The sequence below is a fragment of the Novipirellula herctigrandis genome (assembly GCA_007859835.1).
Taxonomy (GTDB): Bacteria; Planctomycetota; Planctomycetia; order Pirellulales; family Pirellulaceae; genus Novipirellula_A; species Novipirellula_A herctigrandis.
The window spans coordinates 7,342,543-7,364,346 of the sequence record SJPJ01000001.1 but is presented as its reverse complement, the minus strand read 5'-3'; the positions used below and the strand labels follow the sequence as shown (position 1 = coordinate 7,364,346).

General features: G+C 52.1%; 15 protein-coding genes. 4 read left to right on the top strand and 11 right to left on the bottom strand.

Translation table 11 applies throughout. The features are described from left to right. Positions 1-38: 38 nt before the first annotated feature. From CA13_RS26795 to CA13_RS26775, 5 genes are all read right to left on the bottom strand, one after another. Complete coding sequence (locus CA13_RS26795) at positions 39-1,448, bottom strand: sulfatase (protein WP_146401932.1); 1,410 nt, start codon at positions 1,446-1,448, stop codon at positions 39-41. An 81-nt stretch (positions 1,449-1,529) separates the two neighbouring features. Further along, positions 1,530-2,294 (bottom strand): 3-keto-disaccharide hydrolase, encoded by a 765-nt coding sequence (locus tag CA13_RS26790; RefSeq protein WP_146401930.1) that lies wholly within the window; start codon positions 2,292-2,294, stop codon positions 1,530-1,532. 56 nt (positions 2,295-2,350) lie between these two features. Next, entirely contained in the window at positions 2,351-3,859 is a 1,509-nt protein-coding gene (locus tag CA13_RS26785) for a sulfatase (protein WP_146401928.1), read from the bottom strand. Positions 3,860-3,862: 3 nt separating this feature from the next. After that, the gene (locus CA13_RS26780; protein WP_146403913.1) at positions 3,863-5,302 is read right to left on the bottom strand and encodes a sulfatase family protein; all 1,440 of its coding nucleotides are present in this window, start codon (positions 5,300-5,302) and stop codon (positions 3,863-3,865) included. 105 nt (positions 5,303-5,407) lie between these two features. Continuing rightward, positions 5,408-7,276, bottom strand: a complete 1,869-nt coding sequence (locus CA13_RS26775; protein ID WP_146401926.1) for a sulfatase family protein — start codon at positions 7,274-7,276, stop codon at positions 5,408-5,410. A gap of 558 nt (positions 7,277-7,834) precedes the next feature. Here CA13_RS26775 and CA13_RS26770 point away from each other — a divergent pair. The 4 genes from CA13_RS26770 (at position 7,835) to CA13_RS26760 (ending at position 11,736) form a co-directional block, all read left to right on the top strand. Further along, positions 7,835-9,901 carry a 3-keto-alpha-glucoside-1,2-lyase-like domain-containing protein gene (locus CA13_RS26770; RefSeq protein ID WP_146401924.1) on the top strand — a complete coding sequence of 689 codons (2,067 nt, stop codon included), beginning with the start codon at positions 7,835-7,837 and terminating at the stop codon, positions 9,899-9,901. Between the two features lie 94 nt (positions 9,902-9,995). Then, positions 9,996-10,124 carry a hypothetical protein gene (locus CA13_RS35715; RefSeq protein ID WP_419194873.1) on the top strand — a complete coding sequence of 43 codons (129 nt, stop codon included), beginning with the start codon at positions 9,996-9,998 and terminating at the stop codon, positions 10,122-10,124. Position 10,125: 1 nt separating this feature from the next. Then, the gene (locus tag CA13_RS26765) at positions 10,126-10,323 is read left to right on the top strand and encodes a hypothetical protein (RefSeq protein WP_146401923.1); all 198 of its coding nucleotides are present in this window, start codon (positions 10,126-10,128) and stop codon (positions 10,321-10,323) included. Positions 10,324-10,425: 102 nt separating this feature from the next. Then, complete coding sequence (locus tag CA13_RS26760; RefSeq protein WP_146401921.1) at positions 10,426-11,736, top strand: Gfo/Idh/MocA family protein; 1,311 nt, start codon at positions 10,426-10,428, stop codon at positions 11,734-11,736. A gap of 208 nt (positions 11,737-11,944) precedes the next feature. On the opposite strand, the gene CA13_RS26755 is transcribed toward CA13_RS26760, so the two are convergent. The 6 genes from CA13_RS26755 to CA13_RS35710 form a co-directional block, all read right to left on the bottom strand. Further along, positions 11,945-13,345, bottom strand: a complete 1,401-nt coding sequence (locus tag CA13_RS26755; protein WP_146401919.1) for an arylsulfatase — start codon at positions 13,343-13,345, stop codon at positions 11,945-11,947. A 143-nt stretch (positions 13,346-13,488) separates the two neighbouring features. Continuing rightward, a complete protein-coding gene (locus CA13_RS26750; protein WP_146401917.1) occupies positions 13,489-14,898 on the bottom strand; it encodes a sulfatase in 1,410 nt (469 codons plus the stop codon). A 46-nt stretch (positions 14,899-14,944) separates the two neighbouring features. Next, on the bottom strand, positions 14,945-16,333 hold the full coding sequence (locus CA13_RS26745) for a sulfatase (protein WP_146401915.1): 1,389 nt from the start codon (positions 16,331-16,333) through the stop codon (positions 14,945-14,947). A gap of 397 nt (positions 16,334-16,730) precedes the next feature. Continuing rightward, positions 16,731-17,780 (bottom strand): cellulase family glycosylhydrolase, encoded by a 1,050-nt coding sequence (locus CA13_RS26740; protein WP_419194872.1) that lies wholly within the window; start codon positions 17,778-17,780, stop codon positions 16,731-16,733. A gap of 1,389 nt (positions 17,781-19,169) precedes the next feature. After that, positions 19,170-21,287 carry a hypothetical protein gene (locus CA13_RS26735; protein ID WP_146401911.1) on the bottom strand — a complete coding sequence of 706 codons (2,118 nt, stop codon included), beginning with the start codon at positions 21,285-21,287 and terminating at the stop codon, positions 19,170-19,172. A 233-nt stretch (positions 21,288-21,520) separates the two neighbouring features. Next, a partial coding sequence (locus tag CA13_RS35710) for a hypothetical protein (RefSeq protein ID WP_419194871.1) occupies positions 21,521-21,804 on the bottom strand: 284 nt, incomplete at its 5' end.

Genomic DNA, 21,804 nt, shown 5'->3' with positions numbered 1-21,804 from the left:
CTGAGTGTGAATCGATACCGTTTAGTACTTTTACGCGTTTACTTGTTTGCTTTTCTGCGTTTGCCGCCTCTGGCTGGTTCGGCGTTAAAATCGGGAAAAAACTTTGACAATCCAGCTTTCAGGCTCGTCAGCGATTCGTCGCCAGCAAGGTTGCTCCATTCGTTCGGATCGTTTCGCAAATCGTAGAGTTCCTCACTCCCATCGCTGTATCGAATGTACCGATGCGTTTCATTGCGGACGGTGTGATTGTCTTTGCCAAACGTCGTCAATGCCACATTTGGCCATTCTGCAGTTGGGTTTTCCAGCAACGGTTTCAAGCTGACACCTTCTAGTCCCTCTCGGGTTGGCAATCCACACAATTCGATCAGCGTAGGATAGATCGACAACAACTCAACAGGACGTTTGCATCGCTTGCCCTGTTCCATGCCCGGCACACGGATGATGAAAGGCACGCGAGTGGCTTGTTCCCAAAGCGATTGCTTCGCCCAACGTTCCTTTTCACCCAGAAAAAAGCCATGGTCCGAATATAGGACAACGATCGTATTGTCCGCATGCGGACTGGTTGCCAGGGCATCAACTACACGACCAACTTGTTCGTCGGTCCAACGGACGCAGGCTAGGTACGACTGCACGGCTTCTTTCCAGCGTCCGCTTTCCACAAACCATGAATGAGCGGGCGCCGCAGGAGCCTTCGTCAGTTTGGTTGCAATGCCTGGCAGGTCGTCGCGGTCACCGTCTTTGACCTCCGGTAGTTGAATCGTATCAGCCGGAATTGCATTGAACACTCGAGTTGGCGAATAGAGAGGAACATGGGGCCGATAGAAGCCGACCGCCACGAAAAACGGTTGCTCGGATTGCTTACCAATGACGTCGATCGCCCACGACGCATCGACATAATCTTGGAACAGCTCTTCTTTGTAAGACTGGCCGCCGAAATCCCATAGTCCTTTGGCCCCGTCGCGCGTCTCGGGGACTAGACGTTCATCCATTTTTTGTCGCTGTCCAGGCCGGGGACCGACTTCGTCAAAGTCACCGGGAGGCAACCCCGAGCCGTGATAGATCTTGCCCGCAGTGTAGGTCTTGTAACCGCTCGCAGCGAAATGACGCGATAATGTGACGCGGTTCTTTAAAGACTCCACGGTCCATGGTAGTGGCGAATTCATGTATACGCCGCTGGTCGATGGCCGCATTCCATACATGATGCTGGTCCGCGACGGATTACAGATTGGTGCCTGACAATGAGCGTTGGTGAACAACGTACCGCGTTCAGCAAGTCGATCGATATTGGGCGAACGAGCTTGCGGATGCCCATTCAAACAACCAACCCAGTTGTTCAAATCGTCAATCGCGATCAACAGAACGTTTGGTTGTTCAGATTGAACGGGCACGGCTAACCAGCAGGCGACCAATAGTCCGAGCAATACGAGTATCGATTTAGAACGAAGCATGGAAAACGCCTGAGCAATTTGGTGAGTAGCGAGAAACAACCGGCCTAGCCAACGAGACGACACGCAAGCAATGCAATACGATCAGTCCATCAGTTTCCTAATTGGGGTGAGTAACAATTTGCGGAATTCGACTTCCGATCCTTCTGCCTGAAGTGCGATTTGACCGCTTGTGACTGAGCACTTTGTTCCGTGGTTAACCAGATCGCCGTTCACCCTCACTTTGACAGCATCATCAACGCACTCAATGATCATTTTGTTCCATTGGCCGATCGGCTTCTCGGAACCATCTGTCAGATTCAGGATACGTCGGCCCTTTCCTTCGATCACTCCCCAATTCTCCTCTGGACCTCGCCGGTTGATCATGTCCGGAACGGTAATGTCTGCACCAATGCACCAGAAGTCGCCAGCGTGCGTATGGTTCATCTGAACTTCGATTGATTTCGGAAACATTTTGTAGAGCATTCGAGGCGTTGAAGCATGCACTAAGACACCGCAGTTGCCCGGCTTGCCTGCGAAACGGTATTCGACCTCAAGACGATAATTCTCGTATTTCGCATCGGTGATCAGATGTCCCTGCGGATTGCCAAGGCTGACAAGTTTGCCGTCACGGACAATGAACGTCGGTTTGATGTCCGGATTCTTGTCCTTGCGAGGCACGTCGACATGCCAACCGGTCAAGTCCTTGCCGTTGAACAAACTCTTCGGATCCGCTCTTGGGGGCGTGGCCGATTCAAGTTGACCAGTACCACCGGCAACCTTTTCAGAGCCGGATGCGTCCTGCCCGAGGGCTGTCGATGTCGGTGGCGCGAGCAGAAGAATTACAATGAGATGTAGAGGAATCTTCATGTGGCTGTCTATGATCTTGGTGATAGGAATTGTTGCGTCGCAGCAGCTGATTGTACCTACTTCTTCTTTCTGCGACGCTCCGATTTCGAGCCGGCGTCGGCTTTCTTGTGGGCGGCTGCGTCATATTTTGGATTTGCTTCTTGGGGCAAGAGCACGTCCGCTGAATCGAACCATGCAAATAGATCGTTCAGCATTTCGTCGCGTTTCTCCTGTTGCTTCAGCGATAGGTTGTGTCGTTCGCCCACATCGTCAGCGAGGTTGTACAACTCGACGGCGTTGTTTGATGCCAGTGACTCCCGACCGCCATCAAGATGCCATTCTTCGTGGTACAGATGCAGTTTCCAGTCGCCTTTGCGAATGACGCTGACCGGTCTGGTTCGCAAGAACGGGTCACGGCCGCGCGTCACGGCGGAGTTCAAGTAACCAGGAAAATGCCAGAAAATCGCTTGGCGTTTCAGATCGCCTTCCTGCCGGAAAAGCGGCACAAGACTCTCACCGTCCAGCGTCTTTCCGTTTGGAACGGCGACCCCGGCAGCGGCAAGAAACGTTGGGAAAAGATCGACGAGATTAATGGGGACGATGCAACGGCTGCCTCCCTTGATGACACCGGGCCAGCGAGCAATAAATGGCTCTCGGATTCCGCCTTCGTAGTAACAACCCTTGTTGCCACGCAGCGGTTCCTGTGACGATCCCGGCGTCGCTCCGTTGTCGGACGTGTAGACAACCAGCGTGTTGTCTTCAAGGTCCAATTCCTTCAGCTTGGCCAACAGCACGCCGACACTTGCGTCCATGTCGTAAGTGCAGCCGAGATAATTCGCCGAAGGTTTCTCCGCATCAGAATGCTCTTCGATCAGTCTTTTTGTTTCCGGTCGCATCTGCAACGGGCCGTGAATCGCGTGGTGTGGGAGATAGCAGAAGAACGGTTTGTCCTTGTTTCGCTCGATGAAGTCACACGCTTTTCGCGTTAACGTAAATACGCCCTTAGGATCGGATGGGGGGCCCTTCTTGTTGCCTGTCGCTCCTTCCTTCAGTTCTCCGTCGCCAAAGGAATCGTAGGTCTCGTCGAATCCCTGTTCGCTGGGAAGCGCCCCGTCTTCACCCGCCAAATGCCACTTGCCGAAATGCCCGGTTGCGTATCCTGCTTGTTTCAGCGCTTCGGCGATTGTCACAAAGTCTGATCCCAAGCCGGCTCGATTGGGTATCGGGATCAGTCGCTGAATTTCCTTGGGCGCTCGATCGGTACTGTTGACCGCGTAAACATGGTGACGTGGCGTGTAGTTTCCTGACAGCAGACATGCACGACTCGGAGCACAGTTGCCCGCGGCTGCATACGCGTCCGTGAAGACCATGCCTTCGCTGGCAAGGCGGTCGATGTTGGGCGTCAGGAACTTTCCGTCACTTTGATAGCCGACATCTTTCCAGCCCTGATCATCCGCAAATATCAGGACAATGTTGGGGCGATCTGCGTAGCAAGGTGTGGTAATTGCCGTCCATGCTGCCAACGTCACGAGAGCGAGTCCCCCGCAGCGCATGCCACTGGCCGTTAAGTTGATCTTTATCATCATGTTTTACTTTGTCTTTCGGGATTTCTTTTTGTTCTTCCTGCTACGACTTGCTTTGCCATCAACCAGCAACGCTTGCTCCCATTCTGCCAATTCGACTTGCCACGCTTCGAGCGACTTTGTCGGATACTTGGAAGACCACCCGCCGTCGCGAAACTCGTCGGTCACGCCAATGTCTTTCACTTCTTTTCGCCAGCGCACGATCTCCGCAAGAAGCTCGGCTTTGATTGCCGTGAACTTTGGATCATCCGCAAGGTTGTTGATTTCGTGCGGATCGCTGTCGAGATCATACAGCTCAAACTCAGGCTTGCTGTCAGCCATGAATCTCGCTTGGGCATCGTTCAGCTTGCCCTGCATGTTCAGAACGTTCATCAACGCCAACATGGGGTAAGACTTTTCCTTGTAATGATTCAACTGACAGTAGGCGCGTTCCGGCATCAAGTTGTGGATCAACTTGTAACGCTCACCTCTGACCGCACGTATCACATCATGAGTGCTGTCCATCTTGTCCCGATTGAAATGGACGTACTCCCGTTCAACAACGTCACCGCCAAACAGGTACTTACCGTGCAGTGGATGCGCTGGCTTCGCTCCGGCGAGCTTTAGAATCGTTTGAGAGATGTCGAGTGACGAAACCAGTTCATCGGACACGGAAGCCGGTTTGATGTGCTTTGGCCATCGCACGATCAGCGGAATCCGAACTCCTGCTTCATAAAGGAACTGCTTGCCTCGGATATGACAGCGACCATGATCTCCAATGAAGAAAACAATCGTGTTGTCCGCAAGTCCGTCGTCTTCGAGCTGTTGCAACAATTCCCCAACCTGACGATCAACGACTTGCACCGTCTCTAATCCGTTCGCCCAATCTCGCCGAGCGAGCGGCGTGTCTGGATAGTAGGGCGGTAGCTTCACCTTGTCGGCATCAATGGGGCGCTGCGGGTCACGCACGAAACTGCGATGCGTGCCAGCAAGGGTCGCCTGAACATAAAATGGCTGGTCGTCGGTGCGTTCGTTCCAGCTCTTGCCCATGAACAATGGTTTTGGAGTCTGAAAGTTGCAATCGGTCTTACCGCTAGCCATCGTCGCCGTGAAATAGCCAGCTTCCTCCAATAGATTTGGAATTGGTTTGATGCCGAACGGCAGCGGTTGTTTGTCCTTCGTACGATGTTGATGCGCCCCAATGTAGTTCTGGTGGAATCCGGTCATCATTGCTGAACGCGATGTCGAACAGACGGGCGAAGTCGTATATGCTCGCTCGAATCGGACGCTCTGGTCGGCTAGCTTGTCAATATTCGGCGTATGCACCAACGGAGTGCCATAGCACGACAGATCCGTGGACCAATCTTCGATCATGATCCAGAGAATGTTGGGCTTCTCTCCGTGCCACGTTCCCGCAGCATCCTGAAGGCTGGCATCATCTGCTTGAGCCCGATCAGGCACGCTCATGACGCTGAATACGACAGCGATTACACAAACGATTGTTCTTTGCATATTTCGGTAATCCTAAGAGGCTATTCTGCTAACTGTGTCAAATGCGGATGGGTTTCGGCTCTACTTGCCGGTCTTCTTGCCGCGTTTCTTCTTCTGCGTCTTTGGCTTTACGCCGAAATATTGCTGCATACGACCGACATAGCCTCCGTGACTGAACTCACAAGATTTCATGGCGGCAGCGTACGGCTCGGTCCCTTCGCCGATCCAGTCGATGATGTTGAAGATCTTCAATGACGCATAGGAGCTGTCTCGCAACAGTTCATTCCAGCATTCCTGAGCGGACAATTTGTCGCCGCTTCGGTAGAGTATCCATGCCGCCATGATACGAACATGGTGCGATTCATCGGTCAGATATTCTCGAACAAAATCCAGGTCGATCTCTCTTGTCTGCTGCATATTGAAAAGACCCACCATTCCCCAGTAGCGAGCTCCCGCATCGACTTCGGCCATGGCACACGAGCAAATTGACTGTTCCACCATTCCGAATTTTGGCGACAGTGCCGTGGCCGAAAGTTCCTGATAGCGTTTGAGATCGTACAGCTTTGGGTCACGAACGACCTCATAAATTGTCTTGCCAGTCTGCTCTGAGATCTTGACGATCTCGCTCTCCGGAAGCAGGCCCGAATCAAAGTTCTTCAGCTGCCACGCATCGAGAGCCTTGCTGAGTCTGGTGACCTCTTTCGCGTACTTTGGATCATCGACGAGATTGTTGACGTTGTCGGGATCGACCGTCGTGTCATACAACTCGTGCATCGGCTTGGTGCCGAAGAAGCGGCCAGTCACGGCATCCGTCTTTCCTTCCTTGTGATATTGCTCCCAAGCCTGTGTCGCTTTCATCGTCCATAGGTAGTTCAAGTGCTGACCCCACGGTGCATAAGGCATGTAATTGCGAATGTAGAGAAACTTGCCGTCGCGATCACGGATCGCTCGAACGTTGTCGCAGCGCTCATCCATGCGGGCTCGAAAGCTGACGTGATAGTCGCGAGATTCCTTGTTTGGGCCTAAAAACACTTTCCCTTGAAGGTAGCCCGGCGTCTCAGCCCCGCAAATATCTAACCACGTTTTCGTCATGTCGATGAAGCTGACCAAGTCGTTGATCTTTGTGCCCGGTTTTGCGGGGCGCAGATGTTTGAACTTTTCCGGTATCCGGATGATCAAGGGGCAGTGCGTTCCACTGTTGAACAGGAACCGTTTGCTGCGAGCAATCACGCCACCGTGATCGGAGTTGTGGATCACGATCGTGTTCTCCGCGAGACCAGAGCGTTCAAGCTCCTCCAGAGCCAAGCCGATGTCGGCGTCCATCTTCTTCATCTGGTCATGGTAGTGAGCATAGTTTTTGCGGATGTCTGGAATGTCAGGATGGTATTTCGCAAGCCGCACGTCGTCCGGGCTGTGAGTCGTGTGGTTGACGTCGCCGAACGCTTTGGATTCGTGTGACTTCGTATTGTTGACGACCATAAAGAAGGGTTGCTGTTTTTTCAGCTCACCGAAATCAACCTTGTTCGTGTCCCACGCGTCCCCGTCACTTCGGCCGCCGATATTGTAGTCCGTTTTCTTCGCGTTCCCGACGAAGTAGCCAGCCTGCTTCAGCAGATCCGGGTAGTAGCTGATCGTGTCATGAGGAATCGGATATCGACTCCGCATCGGATGTGTGCCCATCGATAGAGCATGCACGCCGGTAATCCACGTACTTCGAGATGGTGCGCAGACCGGCGCGTTGGCGTAACAGTGCATGTATTGAAAACCCTCCGCAGCAAGGCCATCGATGTTCGGCGTATCCGCATGAGGATTCCCATAGCAACCAACCCAGTTGACGTTGTTGTCTTCGCACGTCAGCCAAAGAATGTTTGGTTGGTCAGCCGCAAACGAAAGTCGACAAAACAACATCAGCAACAGAAGCGGGAGAAAATAGTTGGAAGATCGAGGCATGGAGCGAGATCGTTGGTAAGAGTGGGTGCGTCAAGATCAGCGTCTAGCACGCTTCGCGCAAGATCATCTGGTCCCTACAACAAGAACCCGATATTCTAACGCCAACAGCATTCTGTTTTCCGCCAAATCATCCGCGATTTGCGACACGCCATCAACTTAGATGTGGATCCGCTACGTGATGTGGCATAAAAATGAGGTTCGTCTCAAACGTCATGTTCGTCGATGCGCTAAGTTAACAGTTGCTCGAATTCACCGAATACTTTAACCAAAGCATGGCCTGAGCGTACCGTTGGACATTTGCCAGGCGACCTCTCAAAACCTATAAGCGGATCTTGACATGAAGAGGACTGCAACGGAGAAGCTCTCTTTTTCGGCAAAAGACCGGTAGGCGCGTTCTTGCTGTATAAATGTACTTGCCGGGGCACAGCGGCAACATTTTGACGCCCAAGGCCAACGCCTGGGATATATTCTAAAACGACTGCTACCGCAATATATTTGCTGACTGCGCAGCAGAAGCACAAACTTGTATCCATTCGCCGTAGCGTGAGGAAGCGATCCATGAACATTTTTAGTCAAAACGCTCGTTTGTCACTGCTGTCCATTGTCGTGTTGTTCAGCCTTTCGCTATCAGCCATTGCAAACGCTGTTGAAAACAGGGCGAAGCCTCAGCCGAATATTCTCTGGATCGTTGGAGAAAACCTGAAGCTCGACCTCGGATGTTACGGTGCCAAAAATGTCAAAACTCCTGCGCTCGATGGTCTTGCCGAAAAGGGAGTGCGATACACACACGTATTTTCAACCTCGCCCGTGTGTGCTCCCAGTCGCAGCGCGTTCTTTGTGGGCATGTATCAAACAACCACTGACACACACAACATGCGTTCGCATCGCGAGGATGGTTACCGGCTCCCTGAGGGCGTTCGCCCCATTACCCACCGCCTCAAAGATGTCGGCTACTTCACAGGTAACATCGCAACGATGGGAGAAGAACAGGTCGGCTCCGGAAAACTAGACCTGAACTTTGTCGAAGAAGGAAAGCTTTACGACACCGACAAGTGGGAAGACCTCAAGGGCAACCAGCCCTTCTTTGCTCAAATCAATACGCTCGAGGCAGAGTATGACATTTATGATCGGCAAACATGGAAACAACCCCGTGTTCAATGGAAAGGCGAAAAGACACACGAGCAAATCGCAACGGTCGATAACGTCACCCCGCCGCCCTATTACCCCGATCATCCGCTTGTCAAAAAAGAGTGGGCTCGCTACCTGAACTCTGTTTCAGGGATGGACAAGACGATTGGTCGCGTTTTGGCTCAGCTCGAAAAAGATGGCCTTGCGGACAATACAATCATCATGTTTTTTGGCGACAACGGTCGAATTGAACCACGCGGCATTCACTGGTGTTACGATACCGGGCTGCACGTTCCCATGATCATCCGTTGGCCCCGAAATTTCCCCGCACCAAACAACTACCAAGCAGGGGCCGTCAATGATCAGGTGATTAGCCTGATCGACATCACCCCAACCACACTTGGATTTGCAGGAATCGCTCGCCCACTGGGAATGCAAGGACGTGTTTTCATGGGTGATAGGCTAGGCCCAGAACGCCAGTACGCATTCTCGGCCCGCGACCGCATTGACGAGACCGTCAATCGCATTCGAAGTGTCCGCGGGAAGAAGTATCACTATCTTCGCAACTACTTCCCAGAACGACATTTTACCTCGCTAAACCGCTACAAAGAAAAGTGCTTTCCGATTAAGCCGCTGATGCGACAGCTGATGGCAGAGGGCAAGTTATCAGGCCCAGCCGCTGCGTTGATGGCCCCAACGGTTCCTGAGGAGCAATTGTTTGACACAGAAAAAGACCCTCACGAAATCAACAATCTAGCTGGCTCGAACAACCCGGAACATCAAAAAACGCTCATCCAAATGCGTGCCGCGCTTTCCGTCTGGATGGTTGAAACTCAAGATCAAGGTGTGTTTCCTGAACCAGAAGAAGTTGTTGCACCGTTTGAAAAAGAGATGCATGACTGGTTCGGAACGCCAAGTTGGCACAGCAGCAAAAACGCCAACGGGACTCCGTTGTTTGACGGCAAGACGCTTAGCGGATGGTCAACCGACACTGAAGGTGAAGTATCCGTTGTCGATGGTGAGCTACATATCCTGGCCGGGAAAAACCTGTGGCTGGTTCACGAGGAAACATTTGATGATTTTGAGCTGACCGTCGACGTCTTCATGCCCGACGACACCTATAACTCTGGAATTGGATTCCATTGTGAAAATGACAAAAAACTCAAAGGCTATCAATGTGAAATTGAAGGCGATGACAGCGGGATGATCTACGCCATCGGCTCCGGATGGGTCTGGCCAAAAGACACCGAGGCCAGAGCCAAGTTCGCAACCGATTATACAGGCACGTTCAAACCCGGAGCTTGGAATACCTTTCGAATTCGTTGCGAGGGAACCCGTATTCAAGTCTGGATCAACGACATCGTCATTACCGATGTTCAGGATGATGTCTATCGCAGCGGGTCGATTGCGCTGCAACATCATGGCAAAGGAGGGGTGCACCGATTCCGAAACGTTCGGATAAAGACACTTGGCAGTGACGGCGCGGCCCCGAAATAAAACGGTGGCAAATCGGATGCGACCAACAAACCGTAGACACATTCAACACGCACTTCGCGCCGAACTAACCACTGATTTAGCAAGAGCCTCACACATGACGATTCGTCGTATCCTAACTCTTATCAGCACTTGCTGGCTGCTCGCATTGTCAACCAATATCGGTTTCACACAGGAACAGAAACCAAACATCGCCATTTTGGATATCGATGACATGAATTGGTAAGATGCGGATTACGCAGCGCTCCGAAACAGAGAAACGAGATGGATTGACCAAGGATTTGCTTGCCTGGATCAAACAGATCAAGACTCCGGTTCCCGACCAACCCAATCCTACCTACACGGGCACAGTCGTAGAAAGGGAAAAGAAAGTGAAGAAAAACCGAGGGAACGAGAATACCGACAATGCAAAGAACAAGAAGTAACACTAAAGGATGATCTTGAAGAGACCGCTCATCTTGCCGAGCCACATCCAGAAATCGTTGACGAACTGTCCAGACAATCCAAGACCTGAAATAGCCGAGACCATGATGAATAACGTAACCCGTAGAAACTTCGTCAAAACGTCCGCCGCAGTATCCAGTTTTATGATATTGCCATCCCACGTATGGGCGGATTCGCCAAACGAAAAACTTTGCACTGCGCATATTGGGATCGGCGGAAAGGGCCGTTCAGACACTTCTTCGATCGCAAGCCATCCCCATGTTCAAGTCATTGGTCTGTGTGATGTCGATACGGCACTCAGCAAATCCGAAGCGGCGCTCCAGAAGTACAGTAGCGCACAATTCTTCCAGGACTACCGGGAGATGTTCAGCGAACTGGGCGACAAAATCGATGCCGTCTCGGTTTCGACCCCAGACCACACCCACTATCCAGCTACGTTGGCAGCGATGGAAATGGGAAAGCACGCTTACACTCAAAAACCATTGACGCACACCATTGAAGAAGGGCGTCATTTACTGCAAATTGCCAACGAACGAAAACTGGTAACCCAAATGGGAATCCAGAATCATGGATCAGGCGCGTACCGTTCAGCGACGGAGATCATCCAAAGTGGTGTTCTTGGAAAAATCAGAAAAGTGCATGCCTGGTCCAACAAGAATTGGGGCTTTGATGGAGCACCCTACCAAGGCGAGGACCCGATTCCCGCCAGCCTCGATTGGAATTTGTGGCTTGGAACCGCACCGGTTCGTCCTTACCTTGGTAAGAAATATCATCCGAAGAACTGGCGTCGCATCATCGATTTCGGGTGTGGAACCCTGGGAGACATGGGGGTCCACATCATCGATACGCCATTCCGGGCATTGGAATTACAGGCCGCGACCGATGCGGAAACGACCTGCCGCGCCCCGAACGGCTTTAGCCATCCCGAAAGCAATATCGTCAATTATGGGTTTGCACCAACCAAGTACACGACCGATGATTTTCGGTTTACTTGGTATGACGGGCAAAACCGACCTGATGTCGATTACGCCGAACTGACGTTGGAAAATGGCAAGATAGCGTTGCAAGGCTCATTGTTCATCGGCGAACACGGTCGCATGCTATTACCACACTGTTCAACTCCGATCGTGCGTCTCAACGACGCCAACGCCAAGTCCGAGACCCCAGTTCTAAAAACACTCAATCACTACCACGAGTTCATCGACGCAATCGAAGGCAAAGGCCAGGCGAGCGCCGATTTTGCCTACGCAACGCCGATCATGGAATCCCTGCATTTAGGTGTGATCGCGGCAAAATTCCCGAAACAAAAATTGGTATGGGATGCCAAAGCCGTAAAGGTCACCAACCTGCCTGAAGCAAATGAATTCATTCGCAAGGAGTATCGGACTTTGTAGCTTAAGAAAAAACGCACCCTTGCAATCAAAGATCACTGAGTAGTTCCATGCACTCGACGTCGACACCGCCGATGAACTGAAGCGATCAATCCTTCCAATTCGCCGAAGTCTTGAAAACGGCTATCATTGCTACAGCATGCCGCCACCCAGACGTGCTGCTAACAGGCCGGTGGAGTGTCGCCGAAAAACCAAGCTTCGCACGTGGAGGTCACGGTTGGCCTGCATTGGACCTTTCCGTTGGCTTCTTCTTTGCTTTCTTTGCAGCCCCCCTTGCTTTCGTTTGTTCATCGCTAAGCCCGGTGTATTTGCCGTCCCCTTCTTGACTCCGTGGTTCATCGTACGCTTCAATCATGATCTGCTTGAGTCGCTCAGTAATCTCGGGGTGCTTTTCGCTCAAATCTCTTTGCTCCGCGATGTCGTGGTGAAGGTCATACAAAAAGAGTGTCTCGTTTTTTGCCAACAGCTTCCATTGTCGTGACCGTACGGCCTGTTCCTTACCCGCTTGCCAAAACATGTACTCATGTTGCTCTTGCTGTTCCCGTCCGATCAACGTTGGTACAACCGAAATGCCGTCAATGTCGTCGGGGACTTCATCCGAAACACCTGCAAGTTCAGAGAGCGTTGGCATCACGTCGGGGAAGTACCAGGGCAGATCGCTGACCGCACCGGCAGCGACATGTTCCGGCCAGCGCACTATCATCGGGACGCGGATACCGCCTTCGTGCAACGAACGTTTTTGCCCTTTCATTTCACCACATGAATTGTGGACCCCGTCAAAGCGTTTCGCGGCACCATTGTCCGACGTAAAGAACACGATTGTGTTCTCGTCGATTCTCAACTCCTTCAGTAGCACCATTATCTCGCCAATCTGACGATCCATCATCGAATCCATCGCCGCGACAACTTTGGCGTTGTGATCCCAAGGCTTGTCCTTGTACATAGCCCATGCCGGCTCATCTTCCGGGATCTCGTACGCCGCATGGGGTGGCGTCCAGGGGCAGTAAAGGAAGAACGGTTTATGGTGGTGATCCCTGATAAACTGCATCGTTTCATCAAAGATTGCGTGATGTGTATAACGCCCGTGTAGCTCAACTTTTTCGCTGTTGCGAAATAGGTGCGTGTAGTAAGTATGCGCATGCCACTGGTTGTAGTAGCCAAAGAAATGATCGAACCCTTGTCGTTCGGCAGCTCCATCTTTGCCCTGATTTCCTAGGCCCCATTTGCCGAAGCCACCTGTCGTGTAACCAGCCTTCTTAAGGACCTCAGCTACGGTTATGTCGTCTGGGAACAGAGGAGTTCCTCCACCGTTACTTCGCACTGGCGTGTGACCTTTATGCGTGCCTGTCATCAACGTGCTGCGGGCTGGCGCGCAAACCGTGTCACCAGAGTAACAGTCTGTAAAACGCATGCCTTCGGCTGCCAGGCGGTCAATGTTTGGCGTCTGAATCGTCTTGCTGCCATAACATCCCAGGTCGTGATACCCCATGTCATCGACCATGATGAAGATGATATTGGGGGTGGAGGACTCAGCCGCACCAATATTCTCCGTGAGTGGGAACGGCAGAATTATCAAAATGAATAGTTGGAGCAATCGCCGATTTATGGTCATGTTTTTCTTCCACAGGTAGGTCAGTTATCGCAATCTTGTATTAAGAAAATGTACGCTTTGCCGATTGCCAAGGAACGACAAAGCGTCGTGGCATTGCGGCATCCAATATGACAAAACAAACCTGGTCAGGCTGAATATTGACTTCATTTCTTCTTGCGCGGCTGGGCATTGCGAGTTGGCAAGTGCTTCCTGAGTTTCTCGATTTCCATCACCGAGGCAGGTTTCGAGGCGATGTTCGTCCATTCGTACGGATCGTTCGTGTGGTCGTACAGTTCTTCGCTGCCATCGGCGTACTGAATGTACCGATGCGTCTCTGTTCGCACGGTATGATTTTTGTAGCCGTGCGTGGTGATCGCCGGGTGATTCCAAGCGGTTGTTGGATCATGCAATAGCGTGATGGCGCTGGGTCCTTCAACGTGCGAGGGTATATCGATGCCCGCCAATTCGCACAATGTAGGGTAGATCGTCATGAAATCGACACTTCGCTCACATACGGTGCCCGCTTGAGTGACGCCGGGTGCGACCCAAATCAAAGGAGCTCGAGTTGGCTCTTCCCATAATGCAAACTTGCGCCAATGGCTTTTCTCACCGAATGACCATCCGTGATCGCCCCAAAGTACAATGATGGTGTTGTCGGCATAGCTGCTTTTTTCAAGCCCATCCAATAGCCGGCCAATGTTCATGTCGGTGTATGCGCACGTTGCCAGATAGGATTGGATGGCGTCTTTCCAGCGACCGGATTTCAGAAATTTGGCATGGTCGCCGTTCGACTTGGCCATCTTGACCCCAGCGGGTGGGATATCGTCCAGATCATCTTCACGATGTGGCGGCAGCTGAATCTGATCACGCGGAAACATGTCGTAGTACTTTCGCGGCACTGCAAACGGCAGGTGAGGCTTGTACAGACCACACGCCAGAAACAACGGCTTGTCTCGTTGCTTGTGCAGTTGTTCAATGCACCAGTCGACCACATGCCAGTCACCGAGGTCGTCATCCTTCAGATCATGAGGAAGCGGTACATGGTATCCTTCGTCCTTCTTTACACCTGGTCCATTCAAAGAGTAGCTCTTGGGGTCCAAGTACTCTGACCACTCCGACTCGAAATACGTTTGGCTGTGATAGATTTTTCCTGCTCCGGCGACGTGGTAACCAGCCTTTTTGAACTGGTTGCTAAGCCCGAATCCCTCACTGGTGTGCTTCTTCCATGGGTCCCCGTTCATATAGCAAGCCGTTGTCCAGGGACGTTGACCAGTCATCAACGCGTTTCGTGCCGGATTGCAGGCGGGCACGGCGCAATACGAGCGACTGAATGTTGTCCCCATTTTCGCCAATCGATCGATGTTAGGAGTTCTCGCCTGTGGATTGCGGCCTAAATGCGTGACCCAAGCGTTCAGGTCATCCACGGCGATGAACAGCACGTTTGGACGGGCCCCGTCGTCAGCGCTTGCGGCTTTAAACCCACCGAGGCAAAAGCACAAGGCAAGCAGCAGTGTAAATCGCGTCGTCGTACTCACGCGGTCTCTTATTGAACTGGCAATCGTCAGGAGTATCATTCTTGTCTTCACGTTTCGAGAATTTGTGGTCGCCATGTCGCACTTCCTACTTTTTACCTTTCCTGCTCGTTGATTTCTTTTCGAGCAAGTTGGGATTATCAAACTTGATATTGGGAATGCCATGCTGCCAGGTTATCAGCTTTTTCGCCAAGCGTTCGACTCGTTCTGGTTCCTTTTTACTGATGTCATGCAACTCGCTGATGTCGCTGGAAAGATCGTACAGTTCGTAGCGGTCTTCGCCGAACCAATGGACCAGCTTGTACTGTCCTTCACGCAGAGCGCCGACGGGAATGCATCCGGCTCCATGGTAGTGCGGATAATGCCAGTAGAGCGTGTCCCTCTCGGGAGCCGTTCCATCTTTCAGTAATTGTAACAAACTGATGCCATCGACGTGTTCTTTGGGTCGAAGGGCAAGCCCAGCGGCTTCGAGCAAAGTCGGATAGAAATCCATGCTGATAACGGGGACATCCGATACCTGCCCCTTTTTTACCTTGCCTGGCCATTTCACGATTAGCGGAACACGGATCCCGCCTTCGTAAGCCCATCCTTTGCCCGCACGTAGCGGCAAATTCGATGTGCATCCCTTGGTCGACAGCCCACCATTGTCGGAGCTGAAGATCACGATCGTGTTTTCGTCGAGACCTCTCGTGGAAACAGCATTGAGGATTTCGCGCACGGAGGTGTCGAGGCCCTCGACCATCGCGGCGAACTCTGGAACGTCCTGGACTTGTTTGTTACTGCGGTCGCGTTCCCTCTCTAAGCCTTGGGGGCCGCGGCTTTTTGGTGGCTCGGACAAAAGCTTGGCTTTGTATTTTGCCACCAAGTCCGCCCGCTCCCTCATCGCTGTATGTACGGCATGGTAGTTGACGTAGGCGAAGAACGGCTTTTCGGGATCGAGCTGTTCCAAGAACGCCAGGGTGTGCCCTGTAATCTGTCTGGTCTTCTTGGGATCGTTTTTCAAATTGAGTGGAGGCAGCAATTCTTCAAAAGTATCGAAACCTTCCTGCTTAGGTGTCGTTGCACCAATATGCCATTTGCCAGTAAAGAAAGTTTGGTACCCACCCTCTCTCAACGCCTTGGCCATAGAGAAATGCTTTTCGGGTTCAGAGAGATCACCGCCCCAGTTCGTACATCCATGCCGTGGCGTTGTCTGGCCAGTGATGATGCTGGCGCGAGTTGGAGAGCAAACGGTGCCAGCAGTGTAGGCGTCGGTGAACCGCATGCCATCTCGGGCTAACTGATCAATGTTAGGGCTTTCGTAGAATGTCGATCCATAACAGCCCAGGTCGGTCCAACCCATATCGTCCGCCAAGAAGAAGACGATATTCGGCGCACGTTCCGTTCCGGCCGTTCGCTTGTCGGCAGCAATCACCGAATTCAAAGCGATCAAAATGCTGAGAGCCAGGATCAGGAGACGGATGTTCCTGTTAATCATTTAGCTATTTTCCTTGATTGGCGTCATGTTTCAGCAACGATTGTCACTGCTGGGGATTGGTCGTGTGCGTCAAACTGATTCCAAATTGCGACATCAATGGGTAGTGTGCTGTGAGCCCCGTTTCAATAGGGCCATCGGACACAGAATCTAGCGATCGAACCTTTTGTTTTCAAACGTTTCGCCGTCGGCTTTCTTGTATCCGGTATTTGATCGACCGCGGATTGTTCGGGTACTTTCGGCACAAAGCCTGCTCTCTCAAGTCGACGATGATTCTTGACCGCAAATCGAAATTATACTTGTCGGCGTTGAGAACGGCTTCGAAGTCTTGCCGTCAGCTGCCTCCGGTATTAATTCGGCGTCCGATGTGTCCTGTCCACACTGCTCGCCCCTTAGGCGATCATTCCTGTTTCGAAATTTCGCCGATCATCTGAGGACCGATCTCTTGGAAGAGGTCTACCCAGGAAAGCCAGATTGCGTCTTTGATGGTGGACTTACCGGTCTTCTTCAACTCGGCGAGTTCAGCAGGAGATTGATCTGGCCAGTGTCCGATCCAGCCGTGCGCAATCTCGCGGCTCTTGAGAAGGAAATCTCGCTCGTCGTCTGGGCCGCAGTTCAAGGGAAAGGTTTCACCGATCACAATGGGCTTCCCCCAGTCGAACTTCTGAAGGAGCGTGATCTGGTCATCAACCTTGCCTGACTTGGGATACAAATGCGGTGAAACAAAATCAAGTTGTTCGGCAGCCGCCTTGTATGCGCCAGGGAACGGAAGCATTCCCATGGTGATTAAGTGCGTCTGGTCGTGCTTGTGGATCGAGGCGACCATTCGGCTGGTCCACTCGCGGAAGACATCGTGACCGGTTCGATCGTCCGAATTTAGGCTGAGCCGTTGGCAGAATTCGACATCACCCATCCTGCCCGTATACCACCCATCGGTTTGCTTGCCGATTGCAGCAGGTTCGTTGATCAAGTCATAGGCGAATACGGCCGGGCTCTCGGCACACGCGCGAGCGATCGTTTCCCAGAAAAAGGCCTGCGTCTTCCAGCGATCATGCTCATCCATCGAATCATACCAAGCCAGACGATTCTCGATCTTGTAACAAGCTAGACCTGTGATCTTGAGATAAATGCCTGAGTTCTCGGCGATCTCGAGGAGCTGTTTGAGTTGGTCGACTGCCTGCTGATCGGCCTTGTCCGGAGCGGTGAGGATCTTTGGCATCTCGGGATGCACCCGAGCAACGGTAGTGCCGGCAGCCTTCATCTCGGCGAAGTCTCGCGCAACACGGGCAGGGTCCTTGGCCAGACGTTCCAGGATGTCGACCGAGCCGTAGTTGTGGCCCCAGGGCACGTAGCGTTCGCCCGTTGGAAAAAGGATGAATCCTTTCTTGTTGGGGGCGAGTTTAATTGTCTGCATGTCCGCCGCCCACGTTGCGCCGGTGAGCAACAGCAAGACAAACAGAGGTGCCCCGTAGGTTAAAGGCAGGATGATTGTTCGAAGAAACATGGCCGTTACTCTTTCCGAGTCATTCACCGAAAACAGGTCACGATTGTAATCGCAAACGAAGTGGTTGGGCAAACCGACTTCACGAAGCGGATTCGGCCCGTAACAGCGGTCGTGCCCCTGCCTGCAGCTTGGCGTCTTTGCTACACCGTTCACCAGAAGTGGTCCATCATGACGGCAACAGCGAGGCGAAGCAATTGAGTAAGCTTGCCTGGGCCGATGCAACCGACTGCAAGCAGGGACGGTACGTTGTGCCGATCGAGCGTTGAAAGCGTTGGTCACCAATGCGGAGGGTGGCTGCGGACTTTGGCTGCAGTGACGACATGAAGGGCCTATTTCGCTTGAGAGGGGAACCCTGAGCGTCGAGAACATGCCCTGTCCAGGCCAGCGACGCGAATCCAATGCTACGTCAACAGGTTACGTGCGGAGCGACACTAGGGTTTTGCTAAACCAGCGTGTCCAAAATCCTTATAAGACCCAATGCGACAGAGAGGACTCGAACCACCACGGGATCAACTCTCACTAGGCCCTCAATCTGCTCTTTCAGCATTTGAGACAAGTTGGAGTCGCATCGCAAGTAGATTGAAATCAATGACTTAACGCAAATTTGCGTTGCACCCACATTGTACATGAATGGGGTCTAAATGGTCAATTTGTCACTTATTTTCACACCATTGGGTTTGCTAAAAGTAAACCAAACTTAGTGCCAAAAATTCGGCGATTAGCCAAATTTCACAGTAGGCGTCTGACCTATTGGGTCAGTCTCCAAAGAGACCGAAAAACAAGCCAGTGAAAACGCCGGGAACACCGATTGCAGCTGTCGCGTGACGAGTTCGCCCAGCCGCCGAAGTGAACTGATTCGAAAATCAGATAAATCAATCGAAACGTAAAAATATGCAACTGCACCCAAAAAGCAATCTTTGCCGCGAACAAAAGGCCGGAGCCAATACTTTCAGCCGGACATTGCAATAATCAAAAGTGGAAGCAACAAAGGCGATCGTTACAAAAGGGCGAATTACATTTGTTTTGCGTGTCGAAGGTGAGTCGCAACTGGATCTGCGCGGTTGACTCTGAATCTCAGACAAAGCCGAGTCGCGAGTCGTCGGCAAAAACTAGCAGGCAGAGAATCCAAAGTTCTGCCAATCCACGTTGGATCACGGCTTCCAATCGCGATTGCCCCCTTTTGTATCGAACCATTGGGTCGCTGGACCAACTCGCCTTCCCCCAGATAAGGTTTTTGGGAGAGGCGAAGCAAATCGACTCTTTAGTTGGATTGAAATGCGGCGTGATCTCGAAACAGAAGCATCGAGACAACGAAGCCATCATATCCGGGACGAATCAGGCTTCCTCGAAAACGGGCACGCCATCGTGATTGCTGAATGTGGTCAGAGAATCAATGGTCAACACACCTCCAATTTGATTGTAGATCGCTGTACCGTCGCTAGAACCCAAGTTGTCGTTACTATCAAATTCCGAATCAACAATATCGATCGAACCGATTTTGGAGTTGAAGATCGCCCCACCATTGAACGTTGCAATGTTCGATTGGAACAAGGAAGAATGGACGGTTGTCATTCCTTCGTTATGAAGGGCACCACTGTACTTACCCGACTCGTTGGCTTCGAACAGACTACCTGAGAGGTCGAGCGTGCCACCGAGGATCAAGCCGACTGCTCCACCGTTGCCTGAGGCATGATTTCGGACGAACGTGGAGTCGCTGATCACGTTGTCGCCCCTAATCATAGCGATGGCGCCGCCAAAACCGCCGGTCGCATCATTGTCCGCAAAAATGGAATCGCGAACTTCCAAGTCGCTATTGTTGCTAATGATCGCGCCACCGTTTTTCGCAGCAGTGTTTTGCTCAAAGTTGGTGCCGGTGACGGCCAGCGAATTGCCGAGGCCGGAGAAAATAGCTCCTCCGGCAGATCCAATCGCCGTGTTATCAGAAAATAATCCGTTAGAGACATCGACTGATGATTTCACACTCCATATCGCACCGCCCAAAGCTGCAGCGGTATTGCCGATCAATGTGGTGTCGTCGACCATAGCAATGCTCCCATCGACCCCAATCGCCCCACCTCTTTTAGCCTGATTGTAAGTGAAACTCGTTTCCTTGATCGCGACGATACTGCTCGTTCCGACGTAGACTCCGCCACCGTTATTGGCGGCAACGTTTTGCTCAATCAAACTGTCTTTGATCACTGCGGATGCAGTTGTTCGAACGGCAACCGCACCACCGTGAGAACCTGCCTCGTTGTTTCTGAATGCTGAATCAGTTATTTCAATTTCCATTGCCCCTTTTTCAACCAAGATCGCGCCACCAGAATCAGCGGCAAAATTCGATTCCAGCACCGTACCTTTGATCGACGTGCTAACGCCCTCCAATACCAAAACACCGCCGCCGTTTCCATTAACGGCCGAATTGTTTTGGATCACCGAATCCTTGATTTCGAGCGTCCCGTACAAGCTGAAGACGGCGCCGCCAGCATACTCGGTTGTGTTTCCGTCGAATGTGCTTGATTTAATCGATGTGTCTGACGATTCCCCATCGGTGAAGATTGCGCCTGCAGCTGAACCCGAGGTATTGTTGACGAACGTGGATCCAGCGATGGATAACTGACCCGTGTTGTAGATCGCTCCTCCATCGATCCCTGCCTCGTTTGATTCGAGAACCGAATTCTTTAGCGACAATTGGCCGGTGTTGTAGATCGCTCCTCCATCGTTCCCTGCTAAGCTTGACTCGATAACCGAATTTTTCAGCGATAATTGGCCGGTGTTGTAAATCGCTCCTCCATCGTTCCCTGCTGCGTCTGATTGGACAACCGAATTTTTCAGCGATAATTGACCAGTGTTGTAGATCGCTCCTCCATCGATCCCTGCTCCGTAAGATTCGACAAACGAATTCTTAAGCGACAATTGGCCAGTGTTGTAGATCGAGCCTCCACGCCCGTTGGAATGACTCTCGCGAACTGCCCCATTGATGAGGGTCAGATCACCCTCATTATAAATCCCACCACCGTCGGCAGAAGAACCGCCCATGACTTCGATCTTTTTCATCGTGACCGAACTAACATCAGAAATCTCGATAACTCTTGAGCTGCCGTTCGCGTCAATGGTCGCCGTTCCACCTATGCCCTGAATCGCAATCGATCCGCTGGCGTCATCGATCGCTAGCGTCCCCGGACTCCCGATATCATACGTGCCAGAGGGCAGCATGATCCTGTCGTTACCTGGAGTAGATTCCGCCACCACCACCGCTTCGCGTAGACTCGTCACCCCGTCATTCGAGTCGACGATATCACTGAATGTGTCGACCATCACCACAGCCAGCAAACGCCGGCTTTCCATTGTTTCTATTCGCAAACGCCTTCGAAATCGAGCAGCCGAACCGCGTCTGCGAGAAACTTGGTTTAGTGATGAGCGGATACGACTGTTGACCAGCTGTTTCAGTGACATTGGGTTTCCTTGTTTTTCCGAAACACGAGATACGGATAAAAGATCCTATATGTATATTTGTTCGCAGACTCCAAGTCAATCATGCGCAACATGCTCCGTCACATCAAGCAGTTGAGGTGCTACTATCACTTGCCCCCCCGCCGGCCGAGTAGCAGGGGGATGGGGGTGCGCCGGGGAAAACCGGTTTGGAAGAGAGAATGAAGGTTTCTTACGAATAAGATCTCGCCAATTACTTAGCCTTTCTTGGAGGTGCGATCGCAGGTAACAATATCGTGCTGAGTGTCCAATACGAAGGGCAACACAGGCCAGCTATGAGCTCCGAAATCATCACTTTCGCGTGCCGACCTTGTCCCTTTATGGGGAAAGTTAACATCGGCTGCACCGCTATCGGCGAGCTGCAGTCGGCGAGTTGCGGTCGGACGCGACGGAGTCCCAGAACCTGAGCATGTGTGGAAACTCCAAGTGCGCTTCCCCGGGCGATCCCATCGGCTCCAAGTGTAGAGCCAATCCGGGCTAA